We start from the raw sequence: 23,775 nt of genomic DNA on the forward strand, positions 1-23,775 counted from the left end.
GCCGCCGACGGGCGCGGGGCCCCGTCGCCAGCAGGCGGGCCAGCCTCAGTCCGGCGCGCGCAGTTCGAGCGCGCGTGCGTAGAGGGCCTTGCGCGGCGCGCCGGTGATGTCGGCCGCCAGTCGTGCCGCGGTCTTCACCGGCAAGGCTTCGAGCAACAGGCTGAGCACGCGCTCGGCCTCGGCCGCCAGCCCCTCGCTCGCCGGCGCGCCCGCCAGCACGAGCACGAACTCGCCGCGCACCCGGTTGGCGTCGGCGGCAAACCAGGCGGCGGCGTCGGCCAGCGGCATGCGCACGATCTGCTCGTGCAGCTTGGTCATCTCGCGCGCGACCAGGACCTCGCGCGCGCCGCCGAAGACCTGCACCATGTCGGCCACGCACTCGAGGATGCGATGTGGCGCCTCGTAGAACACCAGCGCCTCGTGCGCGTCGGCCAGCTCACCGAGCGCCGCGACCCGCGCGCCGGCCTTGGCCGGCAGGAAGCCGACAAAGCGAAACCCGCCTTCGGCGAAACCGGACACCGACAGCGCCGCGACCGCCGCGCACGGCCCGGGCAGCGGCACCACCGGATGGCCGGCCGCGCGCACGCGCGCAACCAGCCTTGCGCCCGGGTCGGACACCGCCGGCGTGCCTGCATCGGTGATGAGCGCCACCTGGCGGCCGGCGGCGAGGAGTTCGATCAGCCGGGCTGCGGCCGCCTGCTCGTTGTGCTGATGCACCGCCTGCATGCGCACCCTGAGCCCGAAGGCATCGAGCAGGCGCTGGCTGTGGCGCGTGTCCTCGGCCGCCACCACATCGACCGCGCCCAGCACCGCCAGCGCGCGCAGCGTGATGTCATGCAGGTTACCGAGCGGCGTCGCCACCACATACAATGACGGCGTACTTGAAAGCGGTCGATCAGGCAGGGGGGCGGAGACAGTCATGGGTGAGTTCGAGCGCGCGGGGGCGCACAGTATCGACGCCCGCCGGACGGCGGCGCAAGCGCGCGGCGCGGCGGCTGAGGCGCTCGCCGCCGACCATCTCGCCGCCCGCGGGCTGCGCGTGCTGGCGCGCAACGTCCGCTGCCGCGGCGGCGAGGTGGACCTGATCTGCCTCGACCGCCGCCATGTCGTCTTCGTCGAGGTGCGCCTGCGGACGAACACGCGCTTCGGCGGCGCCGCCGAGAGCATCACCGCGGCCAAGCGCCGACGCGTGCTGATCGCCGCGCAGTGGTGGCTGGGCGGGGCGGGGAGGCGTTTTCAGAGCGCGCCCTGCCGCTTCGACGCCGTGCTGCTCGACGCCCTCGACCCGGCCCGCATCACCTGGTTACCCGGCGCCTTCGATGCCGGCTGACACTGCATGCTAGACTTTCACGCCCTGCAGACGACCAACGCAGCATGAATCTGATCGACCGCATCTCGCGGCAGTTCGAAGACAACATGCGCACCTCGCTCGAGGCGCTCGAAATGCTCGCCGCGCCTATCGCCGGTGCCGTCGAAGTCATCACCGCCAGCCTGCTCGAGAGCGGCAAGGTGCTCGTGTGCGGCGGCAGCGGCTCGGCCGGTGACGCGCGGCGCTTCGCCGCCCAGCTGGTGAATGGCTTCGAGTTCGAGCGCCCGTCGCTCGCCGCGCTGGCGCTCAGCGCCGACACGTCCACCCTTGCGCCGCTGGCCGGCGACCCCGACACGGCGAGCCTGTTCGCGCGCCAGATCGAGGCCTTCGGCCACCCCGGCGACATCCTCCTGACCCTGTCGGCCAGCGCGGACTCGGCGCGCATCGAGGGGGCGATCCGCGCCGCGCACGAGCGCGACATGCGGGTGATTGCCCTCACCGGCGCCGACGGCGGGCGGATCGCCGACTGCCTCGGCCCGGACGACATTCACATCTGTACCCCAGCCGAACGCAAGGCACGCATCCAGGAGCTGCACCTGCTCGTGCTGCATTGCCTCTGCGACGGCATCGACTGTCTGTTATTAGGAGTGGAAGACTGATGAACACGCTGCCCCCCGCCCGCCCCCTGCAAGTCGAACGCCCTGCCACCGACGGACGCCGCCGTGCGCTGCTGCTAGGCCTTGCCGCCGCGGGCGCGCTGCCGCTGCTGCAGGGCTGCTTCCCGGTCGTAGCCACCGGCGTCGGCGCCGGCGCGGCGATGGTCTCCGACCGCCGCACCAGCGGCACCTACGTCGAGGACGAGAGCATCGAATGGAAGGTGTCCAGCCGCATCCGCCAGCGCTATGGCAACACCGTCCATGTCAACGTCACCTCCTACAACCGCAACGTGCTGCTCACCGGCGAGGCGCCCAACGAGACCGTGCGCGCCGAGCTCGACGGCATCGTGGCGGGTGTCGAACATGTGCGCGGCGTCATCAACGAGGTCGTGATCGGCCCTAGCTCGACGCTCAGCGCGCGCGCCAACGATGCACTCATCACGTCCAACGTCAAGGCGCGCTTCGTCGATGCGCAGCGCTTCTCGGCCCACCACATCAAGGTCGTGACCGAGGCCAATGCCGTCTTCCTGCTCGGCATCGTCACCCGCGCCGAGGCCGATGCCGCGGCCGAAGTCGCGCGCACCAGCCAGGGCGTGCGCAAGGTGGTGCGCGTGTTCGAGTACATCAGCGACGAGGAGGCACGCCGCCTCGACAACCCGACCGGCGCACGGCGTTGAGTCCCTCATGAACGGCCTGCGGCGCAACGATGCCGGCGGCGGGCCGGCCGACGCACGGCGTACGGGGCCGCGCCGCGAACGATGCCGTCAGCGCGCGGCGAGGGCGTCGAGCAGTTTCTGGTGGACGCCGCCGAAGCCGCCATTGCTCATGACCAGGATGTGATCACCGGCCTGCGCCTGCGCCGCCACATCGGCCACCAGTTCTTCAAGTGCATCGTAGCTGTGCGCGCGCGCGCCGAGCGGCGCGAGCGCCTCGGCCGTGTCCCAGCCCAGACCCTGACGGTAGCAGAAAACGGCATCGGCCCCCGCCAGGCTGGCCGGCAGCTGCGCCTTCATGACGCCCAGCTTCATGGTGTTGGAGCGCGGCTCGAGCACGGCGAGGATGCGCCCTGCGGGCTCGCGCCGGCGCAGCCCGTCGACGGTGAGCGCGATCGCAGTCGGATGATGGGCGAAGTCGTCATACACCCGCACGCCGCCCACCGTGCCGCGCAGCTCGAGGCGGCGCTTGATGCCGGCAAAGCGCGCCAGGCTGGCGATCGCCTGCGCCGGCGTGACGCCGACGTGGCGCGCGGCGGCAATCGCGGCGAGGGCGTTGTCGCGATTGTGACTGCCCGCGAGCGCCATCTCGACCCGACCGAGCTCGACCCCGCCAAGACGGAACACCGCCTCGGCGTCGCTCACGCCGGCCCCCGCCGACCACTGTGTGCCGTCATTGAACCACTCGAGCTCCGACCAGCAGCCGCGCGCGATCACGCGCCTGAGGCTGTCCTCGTGCGCATTGGCAACGATGCGTCCGCTGGCCGGGATGGTGCGCACCAGGTGATGGAACTGGGTCTCGATCGCGGCAAGGTCGGCAAAGATGTCGGCGTGGTCGAACTCGAGGTTGTTGAGGATCGCCGTGCGCGGACGGTAATGCACGAATTTGGAGCGCTTGTCGCAGAAGGCGGTGTCGTATTCGTCGGCCTCGATGACGAAGAACGGCGACTCGGTGAGCCGCGCCGACACACCGAAGTTCTGCGGCACGCCACCGACCAGGAAGCCGGGATTGAGGCCGGCGTCCTCCAGGATCCAGGCCAGCAGCGAGGTGGTTGTGGTCTTACCGTGGGTACCGGCGACCGCCAGCACCCAGCGCCCGGCCAGCACGTGCTCGGCCAGCCACTGCGGCCCGGACACATAGGACAGGCCACGGTCGAGAATGGCCTCGAGCAGCGGATTGCCACGCGACACCGCATTACCGATGACGAACAGGTCGGGCTCGAGCTCGAGCTGAGCAGGGTCGTAGCCCTCGATCAGGCCGATGCCCTGCTCCTCGAGCTGGGTGCTCATCGGCGGATAGACGTTGGCATCGCAGCCGCTGACGGTGTGGCCGGCCGCGCGCGCCAGCAGGGCGACGCCGCCCATGAAGGTTCCGCAGATACCGAGGATGTGGATGTGCATGAGGCGCTGAGCTCCGAGAGGCCGTCATCCGGATGAAACCGGCCCGTGTACAATGGGCGCGCATTCTACCCGAGCCCCATCATGCCCTCACATGCCCATGTTTCCCGCAGCGGCAGTCTGAGACGCGAAATCGCCGCGCTTGCCGCCCGCATGATGGCCGAGGACGGCGTCAGCGACTTCGGCTTCGCCAAGCGCAAGGCGGCCAGGCAGCTCGGCGCCACCGACGCCGACGCCCTGCCCACCAACAACGAGATCGAGGCCGAACTGCGCGCCTGGCAGGCGCTCTACCAGGACGAGGAGCAGCCCGAGCGGCTGCGCGAGATGCGTGGCGCAGCGGTCGAGGTGATGCGCCTGCTGGCGGATTTTCGCCCTTATCTCACCGGCGGCGCGCTCGACGGCACGGCCGGCCGCTATTCCGAGCTCGAGATCGAGATCTTTCCCGAAAGCACCAAGGACGTCGAAATCTTCTTCCTCAACCAGGACTTTCCCTACGAGCACCGTGAGCCCCGCCGGCCAGCCCCGCATGCAGCCGAGGCCGTCCTCAGCTTCGACTGGGACGAGGTGCCGGTGAAGGTGTCGGTATACCCCTCGAGCGCAGAACGCACCATCCGCCGCGGGCAGGAGCGCGCCCGCCTCGCCCAGGTCGAGGCCCTGCTCGCCGCAGACGACCCGACCCACGAAGGGAGCCCCCAACGATGAAGCGCAGCCTCCAGCTCGCACTGTTCGCCGTGGTGGCGATCGGCGCGGCCACCGCCGGCTACCTGAGCAATCGCGACGCCGAACCCGGCGTGCCCGCCGGCCTGCAAGCGGTCTCGCGCGAGACGATCGACGCCCTGCTCGCGCTGCGCCTGCCCGACACCGACGGTGAGGAGCAGGCCCTGGCGCAGTGGCAAGGCAAGATCATCGTTGCCAACTTCTGGGCCACCTGGTGCCCGCCCTGCCGCAAGGAGATCCCCGACTTCTCCGCGGTCAGCCAGGCAATGGCCAACGAGCCGGTGCAGTTCGTCGGCATCAGCGTGGACTCGGCGGACAAGGTGCGCGAGTTCGATGCCGAATTCCAGGTGCCCTACCCCTTGCTGATCGCCGGCACGCCGGTGCTGGAACTCGCCGCCGGCTTCGGCAACACGGCCCGCGCCCTGCCTTTTACAGTCATTCTCGATCGCGACGGCACGATTCGCCACCTCAAGCTCGGAACCTTGCACCGTGAGGAACTCGAGCGCAAAATCCGCGCACTGCTGCCCTCCTGAGCGCCCCCGCGTACCCGCAGCCAGCGAGCCAAAAGTGGACAACTTGCAAGCAATTGCGGCAAACTTGCCGTCATGAAGCACGCAACAAGCCTGCCACAACACCTCGCCCGAGGCCGCGAAACGCCATCTGAAGCCTGGGTTTCGCGCGCTTGCGGCGGTGTCGACGCAGGGCACGCGAGCGCTGACGGGCGGCTCGAGCCCCCGCTCGCACGACGACGACGCGCCTGAATGGGCGCGAAGGCGGGCACGCTGCAATGGCAGCGCCAGCCATCGAGCGACGGGTCGTCGTCTTCACACCGCAAAAAAATCACTCAACATCCGACCGCAGCCTGTCCGAGCGCTGCGGCCCTGTCCGGAGAAAACCATGGATCTGCGCAAGCTGAAGAAACTCATCGACCTCGTCCAGGAATCGGGCATTTCCGAACTGGAGGTCACCGAGGGCGAAGAGAAGGTCCGCATCGCCAAGCACGCGAACCCGACTCCTGCGACCTACTATGCGCAAGTTCCCGCCAGTGCTCCGCCTGCCCCTGCCGCCCCCCCCGCCGCCGGCACCCCAGCAGCAACCCCGGCCGCCAATGCGCTGCCCGAAGGTCACATCGTCAAGTCGCCGATGGTCGGTACCTTCTACCGGGCCAGCGCACCAGGCGCCAAACCCCTGGTGGAGGTCGGCCAGAGCATCAACGAAGGCGAGCGCCTGTGCATCATCGAGGCGATGAAGCTGATGAACGAGATCGAGGCCGACGCGAGCGGGGTGATCAAGGCCATCCTGGTCGAGAACGGCGAGCCGGTCGAGTACGGCCAACCCCTGTTCGTCATCGGCTGAGCGCGCCATGTTCGAGAAGATCCTGATCGCGAACCGCGGCGAGATCGCGCTGCGGATCCTGCGCGCCTGCCGCGAGCTGGGCATCAAGACCGTCGCGGTGCACTCCGAGGCCGACACCGAGGCCAAGTACGTGCGCCTCGCCGACGAATCGGTCTGCATCGGCCCGGCCTCATCCAGCCTGAGTTATCTGAACGTGCCGGCCATCATCTCGGCGGCCGAGGTGACCGACGCCGAGGCCATCCACCCCGGCTACGGCTTCCTGTCCGAAAACGCTGACTTCGGCGAGCGCGTCGAACAATCCGGCTTCGTCTTCATCGGACCGCGCCCGGACACCATCCGCCTGATGGGCGACAAGGTCTCGGCGAAGGACGCGATGAAGGCCGCCGGCGTGCCCTGCGTGCCGGGCTCGGACGGCGCCCTGCCCGACGACCCCAAGGAGATCGTCAAGATCGCCCGCGCCGTCGGCTATCCGGTGATCATCAAGGCGGCGGGCGGCGGCGGCGGGCGCGGCATGCGTGTGGTGCACACCGAGGCGGCCCTGCTAAACGCCGTGACCACCACCCGCGCCGAGGCCCAGGCGGCCTTCGGCAACCCGGTGGTGTACATGGAGAAGTTCCTCGAGAACCCGCGCCACGTCGAGATCCAGGTGCTGGCCGACCAGCATGGCAACGCGGTCTATCTGGGCGAGCGCGACTGCTCGATGCAACGTCGTCACCAGAAGGTGATCGAGGAGGCGCCCGCGCCCGGCATCGATCGCAAGTTGATCGCCAAGGTGGGCGAGCGCTGCGCCGAGGCCTGCCGCAAGATCGGTTACCGTGGCGCCGGCACCTTCGAATTCCTGTTCGAGAACGACGAGTTCTACTTCATCGAGATGAACACCCGGCTGCAGGTCGAGCACCCGGTCACCGAGTTCATCACCGGGGTCGATCTGGTGCAGGCGCAGATCCGGGTGGCGGCGGGCGAGAAGCTGTGGTTCCGCCAGCGTGACGTCGAGTTCCGCGGCCATGCCATCGAGTGCCGCATCAATGCCGAGGATCCGTTCAAGTTCACCCCTTCACCGGGACGCATCAGCAACTGGCACACGCCCGGCGGCCCCGGCATCCGCGTCGACTCGCACGTCTACAACGGCTACACGGTGCCGCCGCACTACGACTCGATGATCGGCAAGCTGATCGCCTACGGCGACACCCGCGACCAGGCGATCCGCCGCATGCGCATCGCCCTGTCCGAGATGATGGTCGAGGGCATCAAGACCAACATCCCGCTGCACCAGACGTTGATGCTCGACCCGCGCTTCAACGAAGGCGGCACCAGCATCCACTACCTGGAGCACAAGCTCGCCGATCGCAACGAAGTGAAGGACTGACGCGAGAATGTGGATCTCCGTCACCCTGCAGGCCGAGGCCGACAAGGCCGAGGCCCTCTCCGACGCCCTGATGGAGGCCGGCGCGCTGTCGGTCTCGATCGAGGACGCGGACGCCGGCACCGAGGCGGAGAAACCGCAGTTCGGCGAGCCCGGACACCTGCCCACCGGCTTGTGGGACCACAGCCGCGTGATCGCGCTGTTCGATGCTGGCAGCGCCGGCGAGACCCTCGCTGCGATGCTGGCCGAGGCGTCACGGGCGGCCGGCTTCGATGCCGTGCCGCCGTTCACCTCGGAAGAGGTGGCCGAGCAGAACTGGGTGCAGCTCACGCAGAGCCAGTTCGACCCCATCCGCATCACCGACCGGCTGTGGATCGTGCCGTCCTGGCACGAAGCGCCCGACGCCGATGCGATCAACATCGAACTCGATCCCGGCATGGCCTTCGGCACCGGCTCGCACCCCACCACCCGGCTGTGCCTGCAATGGTTGTGCGACGTGGTCACGCCCGGCTGCAGCGTGCTCGATTACGGCTGCGGCTCCGGTATCCTTGGCATCGCCGCGGCCAAGCTCGGTGCCGGCAACGTGCTGGGCATCGACATCGACGAGAAGGCGGTCGAGGCAGCGCGTGACAATGCCGGACGCAATGCCGTGGACCTGCGCCTGCAGCACTCGGGCATCCCGGTGGGTGAGACCTTCGACCTCGTCGTCGCCAACATCCTCACCAATCCGCTGTGCGTGCTCGCGCCGGCGATCGCCGCCCGCATCGCCGCTGGCGGCCGGGTGGCCTTGTCGGGTGTGCTCGACACCCAGGCCGAGCAGGTCATCGAGGCCTGGGCCCCCCTTGTCACGCTGCACGTCGGCGCCAGCCTGGACGGCTGGATACGGCTCGAAGGACAGCGCCCCAGGCCATGATGCTCACGCGCTGCCCCGCCTGCCAGACGGTGTTCCGGCTGCGGCCGGAGCAGCTGCACGCCAGGCGTGGCGAGGTGCGCTGCGGGCACTGCTTCCACCCCTTCAACGCGCTCGAGCACGCCATCGACAGGCCGGTCGAGGCGCCGCCCGCTACTGCGTCCGCGGCAGGCGTGGCCCGCCCGGACCACAGCGAGTCGCCGCCGCCCACCCTGGAACGCGCCACCCGGCGCACACAGGCGGCGGACTTCTTCGTGCTCGCGGAAAAGCCGCAGACCCCGCCTTCGGCCGGTGCGGCCCTGGATTTCGAGATTCCGGACTTTACGCCGCCCGACGAACCCCGGCCTGCCGAGTCGGCCAAGGGGGCAGCATGGGCCGAGCGCGCGGAGGAGCCCGAACGCCGTGAGGTGCCCGCGTCGCCCGTGCCCTTCGAACGCACTGGACTGACCGACTACAACCTGTCGTACGACGCCGAAGGGTCAGCGGCACACGCACAAGCCGCCTTCATCCCGCAGGTGATGCCCGATGTGCTGCGCAGCGGCCGCCGCGCGGCCGCTGCCGTGCCAGCGGAGCCCTCGGCCGTGGCAGCACGCGAGTCCGCGCCTGAGACGGAGCCCCCCGCGCAACCGGCGGCGCAAGCTGCACCGGAGCCTGCACCGGAGCCTGCACCGGACATCGCCCGCCTCGACGCCGCCTATGGCCGCCCGAAGCAGGCCGCCCACCCGGCTGTACGCGCACTTGCGAGCCTGGTCCTGGTGCTGATGCTCGGCCTGCTGGGCACCCAGCTCGGCTATCTGTATCGAATGGAAATCGCACGCGAGTTGCCCGGCTTGCGGCCCCTGCTCGTCGCCGCCTGCACGCCGATCGGCTGCACGGTGCCCTATGCGCGCGATGCGGACCGCATTGCCATCGACGCATCGGAACTGCAATCCGAACCGGGCCGACCCGGTCACTACCTGCTGCAGGCAACGCTCAACAACCGCGCCGACTACCCGCAGCACTGGCCGCACCTCGAACTGACGCTGACCGATGCCGGCGACAAGCCGATCTCCCGTCGCGTGCTGGCACCGGCCGACTGGCTGCCAGACACCCAATCCGCCGAGGCTTTTTCAGCCCGCAGTGCGGTCGGCGTGCGCATCCCCTTCGAGGCACCGGGGATCGCGCCGACCGGCTACCGCATCTACCTCTTTTACCCTTGAACCCGGCGCGCGCGTTGCAAGCCGCGCGCCGCGACGCGTCCGCTCAGCGCGTGACGCGCGTGGTGCCGCCATCGCGCAACACCCGCACGCGCTCGCCCGGGCGGAAACGCTCGCCCTCATCGCCCTGCACCACGGCGAGGAACTGACCGTTGTCCAGGCGCACCGTCACCTCGACACCCGGCGTGCGGGTCGCGCCCTCCTCGACCGCCGAGCCTGCCACGCCACCTGCAACCGCCCCGAGCACGGTGGCGACCGCCTGGCCGCGCCCACCGCCGATGGTGCTGCCGGCAATGCCGCCGACCGCCGCCCCGGCAACGGTTCCGATCGGTGTCTTGGTGCCCTCGAGCTGCACCGCGCGCACCGACTCGATGGTGCCGAACTGCACGGTCATCGCCCTGCGCGCCTCGGTGCGCGAATACGTGCCACCGCCCAGGCCTTGCGCACAGCCGCCAAGCACCAGCACGGCAACGATCGCACCGACGGCCGCGCGCAACTTCATTCCCTTGTGATTCACCCAAGTTCCTCCCCGAACTCCGCCGCAAAGCGGGATGCAATGTCCGCCCGCGTCGGCTGGTGGTTCTGCCCACCGCGATGCGCGATCTTGATCGCGCCCATCACCGAAGCCAGGCGCACGCTCTTCAACAACGGCCAATCGTTGACCAGCCCGTGCAGCAGGCCCGCCCGGTAGGCATCGCCGCAACCGGTCGGATCGACGATCGCGTCGGCTTTGACCGCCGGCACGGAGAACACCTCGCCGTGCCAATGAACGCGCGAACCCTCCGCGCCCAGCGTCACGACCAGCGCCTCGACCTCGCGCGCGAGTTCAGCCTCGCTGCGCCCGGTCTTGTCGCACATCAGGCGGGCCTCGTAGTCATTGACCGTACAGTAGCGCGCCTGTTGCAGACAATTCAGTAACGCTTCGCTACCGAGGATCGGCAGCGCCTGGCCGGGATCGAAGACGAAGGGCACGCCCACCTCGGCAAAGCCGGCCGCGTGGCGCAGCATGCCGTCCGCACCGTCCGGCGACACGATGCCCAGCCTCACGCCGCGCGCCTCGCGCACGTCGTTGAGGTGGGCGTGGAACATCGCTCCCGGATGGAAGGCGGTGATCTGGTTGTCGTCGAGGTCGGTGGTAATGAAGGCCTGGGCGGTAAAGCTGCCCGCCACCTCACGCAGGTGGTCCTGGCGCATGCCGAGCGCCTGCAGGCGGGCGCGGTAGGGCCCGGCATCCTCACCCACCGTCGCCATGATCAGCGGGTCGCTGCCGAGCAGCTTGAGGCTGTAGGCGATGTTGCCCGCGCAACCGCCGAACTCCCGGCGCATGTCGGGCACCAGGAAGGAGACGTTCAGGATGTGGATCTGCTCGGGCAGGATGTGATTCTTGAAGCGGTCGGGAAAGACCATGATCGAGTCGTAGGCGACTGATCCGCAGACGAGGATGGACATTGGCAGGCGTGGCGAAGGAAAGCACCATTATCCCAAAATCCGCCGCCCCCCATGTTGCCCGCTTGCGCGGGCCTGGCTTCAGCCCACCGCCAGGGCGGCGCGCAGCTTCTCCGCCATGGCCTCGAGCGCCTCGCGTGGCGGATTCTTCACCGGCCATGCGAGCTCCATGCCATCGCCCTCCCAGCGGGGCAGCACATGGATGTGGAAATGGAACACGGTCTGCGCGCCGGCTTTCTCGTTGGCCTGGAGCAGTGTCACCCCCTCGCAGCCAAAGGCCTGCTTGGCCGCGCGCGCCATGCGTGCCGCGGTGCGAAAGGCGGCGCCGGCGAGGCTGTCGTCGAGCTCATAGACATTGGCACGGTGCGGCTTGAGCAGCACCAGCATATGGCCCGGGTTGACCGACTGGATGTCCATGATGGCGAGGGTGTGCTCGTCCTCGAAGACCTTCGACGCCGGCAGCTCACCCTTGACGATGCGGCAGAACACACAGTTTTCCATGCTTCCAGGCTCCTTTCCGTTGTGCGTGTCACCACATCGTAATGAGCGCGTCACTGCATCGCAACGCGCGCTTTCGAGAATGGCGCCAAACGAACAGCACGGAAGACCGCCATGCTCCAGCACGTCCAGCCACGCCCGGAAGGCGCCGCACGCAAGTCGCGCAACCTGCACGTGGGGCTCGCCACCTGCGAGACCGAGATCCTCGCGGCGCAGAAGCTGCGCTACCGCGTGTTCGCCGAGGAAATGGGCGCACGCCTGCCGACCCGTACGCCAGGGGTCGACCGCGACATCTACGACCCCTTCTGCGAGCACCTGATCGTGCGCGACGAGGACGCCGGCCGTATCGTCGGCACCTATCGCATCCTGTCGCCGTCGGCCGCGCGCAAGGTCGGCGGCTATTACTCGGAGAACGAATTCGACCTCACCCGGCTGCAGCACCTGCGCAGCCGGCTGGTGGAAATCGGCCGCTCGTGCATCGACGCCGAGTATCGCAGCGGTGCGGTGATCACCCTGCTGTGGTCGGGGCTGGCGCGCTACATGCAAGAGAACGGCTACGACTACCTGATCGGCTGCGCCTCGGTGAGCATGGGCGACGGCGGCCACGCCGCAGCCAGCCTGTATAATCGGCTGCGCGATCAATACCTGGCACCGCTCGACTACCATGTCTTTCCGCGTGCCCCGCTGCCACTCGAGAGCCTGCGCAAGGACCTCGCCGTCGAGCCGCCGCCGCTGATCAAGGGCTACCTGCGCGCCGGCGCCTGGATCTGTGGCGCGCCGGCCTGGGATCCCGACTTCAACACCGCCGACCTGCCGATCCTGTTGCCGATGGGCAAGGTCGACGAGCGCTACGCCAAGCACTTCCTGGGACGCAAGGACTGAACGAGAAAGCCCGCCACCGCGACACGGAACCGAGCACGATGAACGCCGCCGAGCACAAGGCCGCCATCGCTGACGTGACGCCTCCGCAAGCGGCACCGGCCGCAGGCTCGGCCGCCAGCCAGCGGACGCCGCGCCTGCTGCGCGCCTGGCGCTATGGCCGGCTGGCGCTGCACCTCGCACAGGGCCTGTTGACGGTCGCCTTCGTCTATCCCCTGTGCAGTCGCCCCACCCACCAGGCCCTGCGGCGCCACTGGTCGGCGGGGCTGCTGCGCGTGCTCGGCATCGAGCTCGAGGCGCGCGGCGAGCCCGTCACGCCCGGCTGCATGCTCGTCGCCAACCACATCTCCTGGGTCGACATCTTCGTCATCAACGCACTCGCGCCGTCGGCCTTCGTGTCCAAGGCCGAGGTGCGCACCTGGCCACTCATCGGCTGGCTGGCGGCGCGCAACGACACCATCTTCCTGCGCCGCGGCAGTCGCGGCCATGCGCGCATCATCAATGCGGAAACTGCCGCCCTGCTCAACGCCGGCTGCAACGTGGCGATCTTTCCGGAAGGCACGACCACCGACGGCAGCCACCTGCTGCACTTTCACGCGGCCCTGCTGCAACCGGCGATCGCCTGCGGCCACCCGCTGCAGCCGCTCGCCCTGCAGTACCGCACGGCGGACGATCGCTTCAGCCGCGCCCCGGCCTACGACGGCGAGCTCAGCCTCGGCGCGTGCGTGGTCAACATCGTCGCCAGCCGCCGCACGATCGCCCGCGTCAGCGTGGCGGCACCGATTCCCACCTGCGACGGAGTGGATCGGCGCACGCTCGCCGCGCATGCGCATGCGCAGATCGCCGCCGTGATCGCCGAGCCCGGCGCCGCGTCGCCTCAGCCCGGTACCTGAAACACCGCATCGTCCTCGATCCGCAGCGCAGTGAGCTTGCCCCCCCAGACGCAGCCCGAGTCGAGCGCGATCAGGCCCTGCTCGCGGTAAAAGCCCAGCGCCGACCAGTGCCCACAGACGATCGTGTGGGTGCGACTGAAGCGGTCCGGCACCCTGAACCACGGCATCATGCCCGGCGGCGCCTTGTGCGGCGCGCCCTTGGCGCGCAGGTCCATGCGCCCATCGGCGGTGCAGAAGCGCAACCGGGTGAGCGCGTTGACGATCACCCGCAGCCGGTCCCAGCCCTTCAGGCCGTCCGACCAGCGCTCGGGCCGGTTGCCGCCCATGTTGAGCAGGAACTCGCGCGCACGCGGCCCCGACAGCGCAGCGCTGACCTCGGCGCCCAGCGCCTGTGCCCGGGTCACGGTCCACCGCGGCAGCAGTCCGGCGTGCACCAGCACGTGCTCACCCTCGACGACGATCAGCGGCAGGCAGCACAACCAGTCGATCAGCTCTTCCCGGTCGGGCGCCTCGAGTACCTGGAACAAGGTGTCGTCGCTGTCGCGATGCTTGAGACCGGCCGCCACCATCAGCAGGTAGAGATCGTGATTGCCCAGCACGATGGTGGCCGCCTTGCCCAGATCGCGCAGGGCGCGCAGCACCCGCAGCGATTCGGGCCCGCGGTTGACGAGGTCGCCGACGATCCACAGCCGGTCTGCCGCGGGGTCGAACGCAAGCTTGTCGAGCATGCGCGCGAGCGGTGCATAACAGCCCTGGATGTCGCCGATTGCGTAGGTTGCCATCGTCAGCCGGGCGCCGCTGCGCTAGACCCGGTAGTAGTCGCGATACCAGGCGACGAAGCGCCCCACCCCCTCCTTGACGCTGGTCGCCGGGGCAAAGCCGGTCCACGCGTTGAGCGCCGCAGTATCGGCATAGGTTGCCGGCACATCCCCGTCCTGCAACGGCAGGAAGTTCTTCTGCGCGCTGACGCCAAGCGTGTCCTCGATCGCGGCGACAAAATCCATCAGCTCGACCGGATCGTGGTTGCCGATGTTGAACACGCGGTAGGGGGCATTGCTGGTTCCCGGGTCGGGCTGGTCGGCGTCGAAGCCGGGATCGGCAGCGGCGACGCGGTCGAGCGTGCGGATGACCCCCTCGACGATGTCATCGACGTAGGTGAAGTCGCGCTTCATGCGACCGTGATTGAAGACATCGATCGGCCGCCCCTCGAGGATGGCCTTGGTGAACAGGAACAAGGCCATGTCCGGCCGTCCCCAGGGCCCATACACGGTGAAGAAGCGCAGGCCGGTGGTGGGCAAGCCGTAGAGGTGGCTGTAGGTGTGGGCCATCAGCTCGTTGGCCTTCTTGGTGGCGGCGTAGATGCTGACCGGATGATCCACGCTGTCGCGCTCGGCGAAGGGCATTCTGGTGTTGCCGCCGTAGACGCTGGAGCTCGACGCATACACCAGGTGCTGGACCTGCGAATGGCGGCAGCCCTCGAGGATGTTCATGAAGCCGACGAGGTTGCTGTCGATGTAGGCGTGGGGGTTCTGCAGCGAATAACGCACGCCGGCCTGGGCCGCGAGGTGGATCACGCGGTCGAAGCCCTCTTCGGCGAACAGGCGCTCCATGCCCGCACGATCGGCGACATCCATCCTGACGAAGCGGAACCCGGCATGGGGCGTGAGGCGCGCCAGCCGCGCCTCCTTGAGCGTCGGATCGTAGTAGTCGTTGAGGTTGTCCAGCCCGACCACCTGGTCGCCACGGGCGAGCAGGCGTTCCGAGGTGTGCATGCCGATGAAACCAGCGGCACCGGTGACGAGGATCTTCATGGGGAGCGTTTGACCAAGGGAAGTAATCGGGCGGAATTATCGCACGCAGGCCGGGGCAGGCGTGTGACAGACGTCTTGCGCGCCGCATCCATGCTTATACTTGCGCGGTCGCCTGCCGCCCCGACTCGATGCTGACCCGCCTGCCCTACACCCTGCTCTGGTTGCTCGCCCTGCCCTTGGTGCTGTTGCGACTGCTGTGGCGAGGGCGGCGCCAGCCCGGCTATGTGCGCCACCTCGGCGAGCGTTTCGGCCACTACCGGGTGCGCGCGCCGGGGGCGGTGATCTGGGTCCATGCGGTGTCGGTCGGCGAGACCCGCGCCGCCGAGCCGCTGGTGCGGGCGCTGCTCGAACGCTGGCCCGAGCACAGCGTGCTGCTCACCCACATGACGCCCACCGGCCGCGATACCTCGCGCGCGCTGTTCGGCAACGACGCGCGCGTGCTGCGCGCCTACCTGCCCTACGACATCGGCTGCTTCACCCACGCCTTCCTGCGTCATTTCCGCCCCCGCTTCGGCGTCGTCATGGAGACCGAGCTGTGGCCCAACCTGCTCGCCGCCTGTCGCCGCCGACGCATCCCGGTGATGCTGGCCAACGCCCGCCTGTCCGAGCGTTCGGCCCGCCGCTACGCGCGCCTGCCGGCCCTCACCGCGCTGACGATGAGGGCGCTGAGCGTGATCGGCGCGCAGAGCGCCGCCGATGCGGCCCGCCTGAGCCAGCTCGGGGCGCGCCGCGTCAGCGTCACCGGCAACATCAAGTTCGACATCGCGCCGCCGCAGGCGGCCCTGCAACTGGCGGCCACCCTGCGCGCGCGCATCGGCCCCCGTCCGGTCGTGCTCGCGGCGAGCACGCGCGAGGGCGAAGAGGCCTTGCTGGTCGCAGCCTTCGCCCGCCAAGCCGCAGCCGAGGTAGTGCTGCTGCTGGTGCCGCGCCACCCGCAGCGCTTCGACGAGGTCGCCGCGGCGGTGGCGGCCGCCGGGCTGAAGCTGCAGCGCCGCAGCGCGGAGGCCGCCGTCGACGCCGACACCCGCGTGCTGCTGGGGGACTCGATGGGGGAGATGTTCGCCTATTACGCCACGGCCGATGTGGCCCTGATCGGCGGCAGTTGGCTACCCCTGGGCGGGCAGAACCTGATCGAGGCGTGCGCGGTCGGCACGCCGGTGGTGGTGGGGCCGCACACCTTCAACTTCCAGCTGATCGCCGAAGAGGCAGTGCGTTGCGGCGCGGCCCTGCGCGCGGACGATGCCGACGCCGGCATGGCCGCCGCGCTCGCCCTGCTCGCCGACGCACCGCGCCGCGAGGCGATGGCGGCAGCCGGTCGCGGCTTTGCCACCCTGCATCAGGGTGCGACGCAGCGGACGGTGGAGATCCTGCAGGGGCTGGAGGCCGCCGACGGCGAGTTCAGGGCGCGAGCAGCGCGTTGATGGCGCGCACGTCGTCCTCGCCCAGCGTGCCGGCGGCCGCGCGCAGGCGCAGTTGGGCGAGGAGGGTGTCGTAGCGGGCGCGCGAGAGCTGCTGCAAGGTCTCGGCGAGCTGGGTCTGGGCGTTGAGCACGTCGATGTTGATGCGCACGCCCACCTCGTAGCCCAGCCGGTTGGCCTCGAGCGCCGACGTGGACGAGACACGCGCCGCCTCGAGCGCCTTCACCTGCGCCATGCCGCTGGTGACGCCCAGCCACGACTGCCGGGCCGCGAGCGCCGCGCTGCGGCGCGCATCCTCGAGGTCGGCATCGGCCTTCATGCGCAAGGCGGCCGCCTCGCGCGACACCGAGGACACGCGCCCGCCGGCATACAGCGGCAGGTTGAGCTGCAGGCCGATGGTGCTGGCCTCTGAGCGCTCGGTCGTGGGCTGGGGCCGATTGTTGAGGCCGTGACTGGCGACCACATCGACAGTCGGCAGGTGGCCGGCGCGCGCGCGCTCGACTTCGCGCGCGGCGATCTCGCGCGTCAGTTGCTGGGCCTGCACGGCAAAGCTGCCCGACTCGGCCGCGGCGACCCAGTCGGCAATGCTGTCGGGCTGCGGACGCTGCAGCTCGACCCCTTCGCGCAGTCCGGCAAGCGCGTCGGGCTCCTTGCCGATGATCTGCGCCAGGCTCTGGCGCGCGACCTCAAGCTGGTTCTGCGCCGCGATCTCCTGCGCCGAGGCCAGATCGAAGCGCGACTGCGCCTCGTGCACATCGGTGATCGTCACCGTGCCGACCTCGAAGCTGGTCGCGGCCAGCTCGCGCTGCTCGGCCGCTGCGGTGCGCAACTGGCTCACGGCGGCAAGCGCATCCTGGGCGATGAGCACGTTGAAATAGGCTTCCGACACGCGCAGCACGAGATCCTGGCGCTCGATGCCGAACTGGGTCTCGGCCAGCGCCGTCTGCAGCTCGCCCTGCTTGAACTGCACCCAGTTCTGCATGCGAAACAGCGGCTGGGTGAGCTGCACGGCGTAGCCATTGCTGTTGAAGCTCGAACTGGCGGTGCCGGGCTGCGGCGCGCGGGACTTGATGTCGGCCTCGTTCCAGGCCGTGCTGGCCGACACCCCGAGCTGTGGCAACAGTCCGGCACGCCCCTGCACCACGCGCTCCTGGCCGGCCTCGAGCTGGGCGCGCGCGGCGGAGAAGCGGGCATCGTTGGCGAGCGCATCCTGGTACACCTGCATCAAGTCGGCCGCAGCGGCGGCGCTTGAAAACAGGCCTGCGATGCACATTGCCAACACCTTCTTCATGCCATTCTCCGCTCGTTTGCTCGGCTGATGTCAGTACTGCGGCATTCGGGGATCGACCTGCGCGGCCCAGCCCGCCACCCCGCCGGCGAGGTTGATCACGCGGGTGAAACCCTGATGCTCGAGGAACATGCAGACCTGGGCACTGCGCCCGCCATGGTGGCAGACGACGACGATCTCGCCATCGCGGTCGAGCTCGGCGACGCGCGCCGGCACGCTCGCCATTGGCATCGGCAGCGACCCGTCGATGTGACAGATCTGGAACTCCCAGGGTTCGCGCACGTCGAGCAGCAAGGGTGCGGGCTGCTGTGGGTCCTGCAGTCGCTGGGCAAGCTGGGTCGGGCTGATCTGGCGCATGATGGTGCTCAGAAGCTAAAGTGCTCGCTGCGCGCCGTCGTCCTCAGCATCGGCACGACGGTCTCGAAAATGTCCTCGGTGCGGAAGCGGCCCTCCGCCTCGCAGGTGATCAGGCGCGCCTTCATGACCGGCGCCTGGCCGACGAAGGCAAACAGGCGCCCGCCCACCTTGAGCTGCTCGAGCAGGGCCTGCGGCACGAAGGGGACCCCGCCCGACAGCACGATCGCGTCGTAAGGCGCGCGCTCGGCCCAACCGGCGAGCCCGTCGCCTTCGACGACGACGACGTTGTCGACCCCGTTGCGGGCCAGGTTCGCACTTGCGAGCTCGACCAGGCGAGGCTCGATCTCGATCGTCCGCACCCACTCGCTGCGCGCCGCCAGCAGCGCGGCGAAGTAGCCCGAGCCCGTGCCGACCTCGAGCACCGAGTCGCCTTTGGCGATGCGCAGCGCCTGCAGCACCTTGCCTTCGATGACCGGCTTGAGCATGACCTGACCATGACCGAGCGGGATCTCGACATCGGCAAAAGCGAGTTCGCGATGGGCGGCAGGCACGAATTCCTCGCGCTTGACCGTCATCAGGAGGTCGAGCACGTTTTGATCCAGCACCTCCCAGGGGCGGATCTGCTGCTCGACCATGTTGAAGCGCGCTTTCTCGAAGTTCATCTGGGACTCCAGGCGAAATATTAGCACACGCTAATTAATAGCGTGATCCATGAGGGCAAAACTTCGCCATTCTAGCGCAGTTGCTGCACTGCGATTCGCGCCGGAGACGGGCGGGGGCGTCAGCGCGACTCGAGCAGTAGACGACCGTTGACGGGCTGGATGGGGCGGCCATTGCGCGGATACAGGCGCGAGAACACCGCAAGCTGCTCGTCGGCAATCGGCAGCGGCTGCTTCATGACCACCCACAGCACCTCCTCGGAGCACGGCGGCGTCGGCAGCGAGCCCATATACAGAAAATGCCCTGGCTGGGCGGGAACCAGGGCGGCGAGGTCGAGCACGGCCTGCGGTGCGAAGTCCCGCCCGCGATCGAGGGGCAAATTGTTGAACACGGTCTGCAGCACCTCGTTGCGCGTGCCGCCTGCCTCGAGCAACAGCGACAGCATCGCCACCCGGCCGTCCTCGCTGCGGTGCTCCAGATAGAGCGCCATGTCATGCGCCATGCCACCGACGCGATCCTGCGAGGGCCGGTGCAGGGTGAAACGCTCGAGCGCATAGCGCGTGCCGCGCACCTCGATGCCCATGCCCTCGCCCACCTCCACCTGCAAGGTGTTGCCGGTGTCGCGGACGCGAAAGCCGCTGCGCCGGTAGTCGAACACGACCGGCGCGAGCTCGACCGCAATGCCGTCGCGCAGGTCGATCGGCGACTGCCGGCTGCCCTCGGCGCACACGCGCCACTCCGGGCGCAGCCTGCCCCAGTGCTCGGGGCCGGTATCGCCATCGTAACTCCAGCCCGGCACGGCCTGGCCGAGGCGGGTGATGCGGATGCCGCTCGGCGTCGCCTGCGCCGCCCGCGGCTCGTTGGTCGGCGCCGCGGTTCGCGCTTGGGCCTGAGGCCTGGCCTGGGCCTGGACAGCCGGGCGTGGCGCAGTCGGCTGCGGGGCCGCCGTGAGCGCGGCGGCGGGCGCGGCGGGCGCCGCGTTCGGCGCCTCGCCTCGGACCGGCCGCGCCGGCGCTGCAGCGGGCCTGGGTGACGCAGGCGGCATTGGCGGGGCGACGCGCGCCGGCACTGCTGCGGACGCAGACGGGGCAGCCGGTGCCGGGACGCGGGCGGCGACCGGCTGCGCCGCGCGTTTGTCCACCTCCGCCGTTGGCGGAACGATGCGCGGCAGGGGCGGCAGGATCGAGGTCTGCGGCTCCTGCGAAACGTCCGCAGTGTGAATGGTTCCGGCGGCGAACTTGGCGGGGATCTGCACCACAGGCGCCGGGGCGGCCGCCGCCACGGATTCCGCGGCAGGCACTGGTACAGGCGCTGGCGCTGCGAGTGCTGGCCGTGCCGGTGTCGGTGCCGGTGCTGCGGCAGGCGACCTTGGCGCGGCGGCGACCGCCGGCGCGGCGAGCCGTGCCGCCGGCGGGGTTGCGGAGCTCGCGGCGCGCACGGGCGCTGCCGCCACGCGGGCGGCCTCGCTGGCCAGTTGCTGCAGGTCGGCCGCGGTGGCGGGCTTGCACACCTCGCGCCACATGCGCTCATCGACCGCGCTGCGCGCGACGGTCAGCGCCTCGCCCTCGACCGACTCCTCGCGGACGATGTTGTCGAAGGCATCGACATACACGCGCTTGATCGTCGCAAACGTGTTGTTGCGGCAGTCGTAGCGGTTGAGTGCCTTGATCATCGCGTAGCCTGAGCTGCGGGCCTCGTCGGTCGTGAGCACCACCCGCCCCCACGAGACCCGGGTGCCCGCATCCGAGGACAGGATGCTGTCGCGGTCGATCTCGACGCGGCGATCGCGGTCGCTCAGCACCAGCTGCCAGTCGGCTGCGAAGGCGGCCTGCAGGGGCTGGGCGAGGAGCAAGGCGGCGAGCAGGAGTCGGATGGGCTTCATGGGCGTTCTGCGATATCGGCAATCACGATGCTATACGACCATTCGGGTCCGATCTTGAGTACCTTGCCACAGGCAGACGCATCCAGTATCGTGCGGCGATCTCGTTAGGGGTGCCCGCCAACCGGGGGCTGAGAAAGACCCTTTGAACCTGATCCGGCTCGCACCGGCGTAGGGAAACGTATCCATGAGTACTCGCTCCACCCCATCCAGCGCCTCAGGCGCCACGTCCCGCATTCCCAACGTCGTCTCGATCGCGGGCGTCGACCCGTCGGGCGGCGCCGGCGTGTTTGCCGACCTCAAGGCCTTTTCGGCGCTGGGCGCCTATGGTTGCGGCGTGATCGCCGCGCTCACCGCGCAGAACACCCAGGGCGTTACCGGTGTGCATGTGCCGCCGACCGACTTCCTGCGCCTGCAGATCGACACCCTGTTTGCGGATGTGCATCTGGCCGCGACCAAGATCGGCATGCTCGGCAGCGCCGAGGTCACCGCCACCGTGGCCGAGCGCCTCGCCCACTGGCAGGCCGCCAACGTCGTCCTCGACCCGGTGATGGTCGCCAAGAGCGGTGACAGCCTGCTGGCGAAGAGCGCCATTTCGATGATGCGCGAGGCGCTGTTTCCGCAGGCTTTCCTGATCACGCCCAATCTGCCCGAGGCCGGCGTGCTGCTCGAGCAGCGCGCGCCGGACACGGTCAAGGAGATGTACCGCGCCGCTGAGCGACTGCGCGAGCTGCTGCCGCTGTCCTCCGAGCGCTGGGTGCTGCTGAAGGGCGGCCATCTGCCCGGCAACGAGCTGGTCGACCTGCTGTTCGACGGCGACCGCATGGTGGAACTGCCGGCACCGCGCATCGACACCAAGAATACCCACGGCACCGGCTGCACGCTCAGTTCGGCCATTGCCGCGCTGCTGCCGCAGGCCGAAGGCCAGTTCCGCCCGGTCGAGGCCGCCGTGCGCCACGCGCGCCAGTGGCTGCTCGGCGCAATCGCCCATGCCGACGAACTTGCGGTCGGCAGCGGCCACGGCCCGGTGCATCACTTCCACGCGCTGTGGCGCAGATGAGAACCCACACAGAACCCCCCAAGGAGAGCCCATGAACGCCAACGAAAAATTCATCGCCGCCACGGCCCACGTGGATGAAGCCGCGATCGCCCCGCTGCCCAACTCGCGCAAGATCTACGTCGAAGGTTCGCGCCCGGACATCCGCGTGCCGATGCGCGAGATCAGCCAGAGCGACACGCCCGCCTCGTTTGGCGCCGAGCCCAACCCGCCGATCTTCGTCTACGACTGTTCCGGCCCCTACACCGACCCGACCGCCAGGATCGACATCCGCTCCGGCCTGCCGGCGCTGCGCCAACAGTGGATCGAGGAACGGGGCGACACCGAGGTGCTGCCCGACCTGTCGTCCGAGTTCGGCCGCCAGCGTGCCGCCGACAAGGCGCTCGACGAACTGCGCTTTCCGGGCCTGCACCGCAAGCCGCGCCGCGCCAAGGCGGGCGCCAACCTCAGTGGCAATGTCACCCAGATGCACTACGCCCGGCGCGGCATCATCACGCCCGAGATGGAATACATCGCCATCCGCGAGAACCTGCAGCGCCAGCAGTACATGGCCTCGCTCCAGGCCGCCGGCCCCACCGGCGCGAAGATGGCGGCGATGATGCTGCGCCAGCACCCGGGACAGAACTTCGGTGCGTCCATCCCGGCCGAGATCACCCCCGAGTTCGTCCGTGACGAGGTCGCCCGCGGGCGCGCCATCATCCCCAACAACATCAACCACCCCGAGTCCGAGCCGATGATCATCGGCCGCAACTTCCTGGTGAAGATCAACGCCAACATCGGTAACTCGGCGCTGGGCTCCTCGATCAACGAGGAAGTCGACAAGATGACCTGGGCGATCCGCTGGGGCGGCGACACGGTGATGGACCTGTCCACCGGCAAGAACATCCACGAGACGCGCGAGTGGATCATCCGCAACAGCCCGGTGCCGATCGGCACGGTGCCGATCTACCAGGCGCTCGAAAAGGTCAATGGCAAGGCCGAGGAGCTGACCTGGGAGATCTTCCGCGACACCCTGATCGAGCAGGCCGAACAGGGCGTGGACTACTTCACCATCCACGCCGGCGTGCTGCTGCGCTACGTGCCGCTCACCGCCAACCGGATGACCGGCATCGTGTCGCGCGGCGGCTCGATCATGGCCAAGTGGTGCCTGGCGCATCACAAGGAGAGCTTCCTCTACACCCACTTCGAGGACATCTGCGAGATCATGAAGGCCTACGACGTGGCCTTCAGCCTCGGCGACGGCCTGCGCCCGGGCTCGATCTACGATGCCAACGACGAGGCGCAGCTGGGCGAGCTGAAGACCCTGGGCGAGCTCACCCAGATCGCCTGGAAGCACGACGTGCAGGTGATGATCGAAGGCCCCGGTCACGTGCCGCTGCACATGATCAAGGAGAACATGGACCTGCAGCTCGAGCAGTGCAAGGAGGCACCCTTCTACACCCTGGGGCCGCTCACCACCGACATCGCCCCGGGCTACGACCACATCACCAGCGGCATCGGCGCGGCCACCATCGGCTGGTACGGCACCGCGATGCTGTGCTACGTGACACCCAAGGAGCACCTGGGCCTGCCCAACAAGCAGGACGTCAAGGAAGGCATCATCACCTACAAGCTCGCCGCCCACGCCGCCGATCTGGCCAAGGGTCACCCGGGCGCGCAGATCCGCGACAACGCGCTCTCCAAGGCGCGCTTCGAGTTCCGCTGGGAAGACCAGTTCAACCTCGGCCTCGACCCGGACAAGGCGAAGGAATTCCACGACGAGACCCTGCCCAAGGACTCGGCCAAGGTGGCGCACTTCTGCTCGATGTGCGGCCCGCACTTCTGCTCGATGAAGATCACCCAGGACGTGCGCGACTTCGCCGCCCAGCAGGGCATCGACGAGGCCGAGGCGCTCAAGAAGGGCATGGAGGTGAAGTCGATCGAGTTCGTGAAGAGCGGGGCTGAGGTGTATCGGAACGTGTGATGCCGCAC

25 protein-coding genes and 1 riboswitch are annotated in these 23,775 nt (G+C 69.1%); of the genes, 14 read left to right on the forward strand and 11 right to left on the reverse strand.

Features of this window, described 5'->3' with window-relative positions:
• Positions 1–45: 45 nt before the first annotated feature.
• Complete coding sequence (gene rsmI, locus ACMV5O_RS00985) at positions 46–921, reverse strand: 16S rRNA (cytidine(1402)-2'-O)-methyltransferase (RefSeq protein WP_416161708.1); 876 nt, start codon at positions 919–921, stop codon at positions 46–48.
• Between rsmI and ACMV5O_RS00990 the strand changes: the two genes are divergently transcribed.
• The 3 genes from ACMV5O_RS00990 to ACMV5O_RS01000 are packed head-to-tail and all read left to right on the forward strand — an operon-like array spanning position 920 to position 2,642.
• On the forward strand, positions 920–1,330 hold the full coding sequence (locus ACMV5O_RS00990) for a YraN family protein (protein WP_416161709.1): 411 nt from the start codon (positions 920–922) through the stop codon (positions 1,328–1,330). The two genes, rsmI and ACMV5O_RS00990, sit on opposite strands and share 2 nt — an antisense overlap.
• Positions 1,331–1,374: 44 nt before the next feature.
• Entirely contained in the window at positions 1,375–1,968 is a 594-nt protein-coding gene (locus ACMV5O_RS00995) for an SIS domain-containing protein (RefSeq protein ID WP_416161710.1), read from the forward strand.
• Entirely contained in the window at positions 1,968–2,642 is a 675-nt protein-coding gene (locus ACMV5O_RS01000; RefSeq protein WP_416161711.1) for a BON domain-containing protein, read from the forward strand. Before ACMV5O_RS00995 ends, ACMV5O_RS01000 begins: the two co-directional genes overlap by 1 nt.
• 87 nt (positions 2,643–2,729) lie before the next feature.
• Here ACMV5O_RS01000 and mpl read toward each other — a convergent pair whose 3' ends face one another.
• Positions 2,730–4,079: a UDP-N-acetylmuramate:L-alanyl-gamma-D-glutamyl-meso-diaminopimelate ligase gene (mpl, locus tag ACMV5O_RS01005; protein WP_416161712.1), complete on the reverse strand. Its 1,350-nt coding sequence runs from the start codon at positions 4,077–4,079 to the stop codon at positions 2,730–2,732.
• 81 nt (positions 4,080–4,160) lie between these two features.
• Here mpl and ACMV5O_RS01010 point away from each other — a divergent pair, with 81 nt between their 5' ends.
• From ACMV5O_RS01010 to ACMV5O_RS01035, 6 genes are all read left to right on the forward strand, one after another.
• Entirely contained in the window at positions 4,161–4,778 is a 618-nt protein-coding gene (locus tag ACMV5O_RS01010) for a hypothetical protein (RefSeq protein ID WP_416161713.1), read from the forward strand.
• On the forward strand, positions 4,775–5,326 hold the full coding sequence (locus tag ACMV5O_RS01015) for a TlpA family protein disulfide reductase (protein WP_416161714.1): 552 nt from the start codon (positions 4,775–4,777) through the stop codon (positions 5,324–5,326). Before ACMV5O_RS01010 ends, ACMV5O_RS01015 begins: the two co-directional genes overlap by 4 nt.
• A gap of 364 nt (positions 5,327–5,690) precedes the next feature.
• Positions 5,691–6,149, forward strand: coding sequence for an acetyl-CoA carboxylase biotin carboxyl carrier protein (accB, locus tag ACMV5O_RS01020; protein ID WP_416161715.1), 459 nt, complete (start codon positions 5,691–5,693; stop codon positions 6,147–6,149).
• Between the two features lie 7 nt (positions 6,150–6,156).
• Positions 6,157–7,515: an acetyl-CoA carboxylase biotin carboxylase subunit gene (accC, locus tag ACMV5O_RS01025; protein ID WP_416161716.1), complete on the forward strand. Its 1,359-nt coding sequence runs from the start codon at positions 6,157–6,159 to the stop codon at positions 7,513–7,515.
• A 7-nt stretch (positions 7,516–7,522) separates the two neighbouring features.
• Positions 7,523–8,425 carry a 50S ribosomal protein L11 methyltransferase gene (gene prmA / locus ACMV5O_RS01030; protein WP_416161717.1) on the forward strand — a complete coding sequence of 301 codons (903 nt, stop codon included), beginning with the start codon at positions 7,523–7,525 and terminating at the stop codon, positions 8,423–8,425.
• On the forward strand, positions 8,422–9,621 hold the full coding sequence (locus tag ACMV5O_RS01035; protein ID WP_416161718.1) for a DUF3426 domain-containing protein: 1,200 nt from the start codon (positions 8,422–8,424) through the stop codon (positions 9,619–9,621). The genes prmA and ACMV5O_RS01035 overlap by 4 nt, the downstream gene beginning before the upstream one ends.
• Positions 9,622–9,664: 43 nt before the next feature.
• On the opposite strand, the gene ACMV5O_RS01040 is transcribed toward ACMV5O_RS01035, so the two are convergent.
• From ACMV5O_RS01040 to ACMV5O_RS01050, 3 genes are all read right to left on the reverse strand, one after another.
• Positions 9,665–10,120 (reverse strand): glycine zipper 2TM domain-containing protein, encoded by a 456-nt coding sequence (locus tag ACMV5O_RS01040; RefSeq protein WP_324537858.1) that lies wholly within the window; start codon positions 10,118–10,120, stop codon positions 9,665–9,667.
• Positions 10,121–10,131: 11 nt separating this feature from the next.
• A complete protein-coding gene (locus ACMV5O_RS01045) occupies positions 10,132–11,067 on the reverse strand; it encodes a carbohydrate kinase family protein (RefSeq protein WP_416161719.1) in 936 nt (311 codons plus the stop codon).
• A 78-nt stretch (positions 11,068–11,145) separates the two neighbouring features.
• On the reverse strand, positions 11,146–11,565 hold the full coding sequence (locus tag ACMV5O_RS01050) for an HIT family protein (RefSeq protein WP_416161720.1): 420 nt from the start codon (positions 11,563–11,565) through the stop codon (positions 11,146–11,148).
• A 111-nt stretch (positions 11,566–11,676) separates the two neighbouring features.
• On the opposite strand from ACMV5O_RS01050, the gene ACMV5O_RS01055 reads away from it, so the two are divergent.
• Together ACMV5O_RS01055 and ACMV5O_RS01060 are read left to right on the forward strand one after the other, a co-directional pair.
• Positions 11,677–12,444 (forward strand): GNAT family N-acetyltransferase, encoded by a 768-nt coding sequence (locus tag ACMV5O_RS01055; protein ID WP_416161721.1) that lies wholly within the window; start codon positions 11,677–11,679, stop codon positions 12,442–12,444.
• A 38-nt stretch (positions 12,445–12,482) separates the two neighbouring features.
• Positions 12,483–13,334, forward strand: coding sequence for a lysophospholipid acyltransferase family protein (locus ACMV5O_RS01060; protein ID WP_416161722.1), 852 nt, complete (start codon positions 12,483–12,485; stop codon positions 13,332–13,334).
• Here ACMV5O_RS01060 and ACMV5O_RS01065 read toward each other — a convergent pair.
• On the reverse strand, positions 13,319–14,116 hold the full coding sequence (locus tag ACMV5O_RS01065; protein ID WP_416161723.1) for a symmetrical bis(5'-nucleosyl)-tetraphosphatase: 798 nt from the start codon (positions 14,114–14,116) through the stop codon (positions 13,319–13,321). The genes ACMV5O_RS01060 and ACMV5O_RS01065 overlap by 16 nt on opposite strands.
• 21 nt (positions 14,117–14,137) lie before the next feature.
• Positions 14,138–15,145, reverse strand: a complete 1,008-nt coding sequence (locus tag ACMV5O_RS01070) for an NAD-dependent epimerase (protein WP_416161724.1) — start codon at positions 15,143–15,145, stop codon at positions 14,138–14,140.
• 128 nt (positions 15,146–15,273) lie between these two features.
• Between ACMV5O_RS01070 and waaA the strand changes: the two genes are divergently transcribed.
• Positions 15,274–16,566, forward strand: coding sequence for a lipid IV(A) 3-deoxy-D-manno-octulosonic acid transferase (waaA, locus tag ACMV5O_RS01075; protein WP_416161725.1), 1,293 nt, complete (start codon positions 15,274–15,276; stop codon positions 16,564–16,566).
• Here the strand turns inward: waaA and ACMV5O_RS01080 are convergent.
• From ACMV5O_RS01080 to ACMV5O_RS01095, 4 genes are all read right to left on the reverse strand, one after another.
• Positions 16,544–17,854, reverse strand: coding sequence for a TolC family outer membrane protein (locus ACMV5O_RS01080; protein ID WP_416161726.1), 1,311 nt, complete (start codon positions 17,852–17,854; stop codon positions 16,544–16,546). The two genes, waaA and ACMV5O_RS01080, sit on opposite strands and share 23 nt — an antisense overlap.
• A 30-nt stretch (positions 17,855–17,884) precedes the next feature.
• Complete coding sequence (locus ACMV5O_RS01085; RefSeq protein ID WP_416161727.1) at positions 17,885–18,208, reverse strand: rhodanese-like domain-containing protein; 324 nt, start codon at positions 18,206–18,208, stop codon at positions 17,885–17,887.
• Between the two features lie 8 nt (positions 18,209–18,216).
• Complete coding sequence (locus ACMV5O_RS01090; RefSeq protein ID WP_416161728.1) at positions 18,217–18,870, reverse strand: protein-L-isoaspartate O-methyltransferase family protein; 654 nt, start codon at positions 18,868–18,870, stop codon at positions 18,217–18,219.
• Positions 18,871–18,989: 119 nt separating this feature from the next.
• Entirely contained in the window at positions 18,990–20,750 is a 1,761-nt protein-coding gene (locus ACMV5O_RS01095; protein WP_416161729.1) for a carbonic anhydrase, read from the reverse strand.
• Positions 20,751–20,846: 96 nt separating this feature from the next.
• Positions 20,847–20,942: riboswitch (TPP riboswitch) on the forward strand.
• Here ACMV5O_RS01095 and thiD point away from each other — a divergent pair.
• Both thiD and thiC read left to right on the forward strand, forming a co-directional pair.
• Positions 20,935–21,807, forward strand: a complete 873-nt coding sequence (thiD, locus tag ACMV5O_RS01100; protein ID WP_416161730.1) for a bifunctional hydroxymethylpyrimidine kinase/phosphomethylpyrimidine kinase — start codon at positions 20,935–20,937, stop codon at positions 21,805–21,807. It overlaps the preceding riboswitch by 8 nt.
• A 31-nt stretch (positions 21,808–21,838) precedes the next feature.
• Positions 21,839–23,767, forward strand: coding sequence for a phosphomethylpyrimidine synthase ThiC (thiC, locus tag ACMV5O_RS01105; RefSeq protein ID WP_416161731.1), 1,929 nt, complete (start codon positions 21,839–21,841; stop codon positions 23,765–23,767).
• The last annotated feature ends 8 nt before the right edge of the window (positions 23,768–23,775 follow it).

Source organism: Thauera sp. WH-1 (genome assembly GCF_047806685.1).
In the GTDB taxonomy this organism is placed as follows: Bacteria; Pseudomonadota; Gammaproteobacteria; order Burkholderiales; family Rhodocyclaceae; genus Thauera.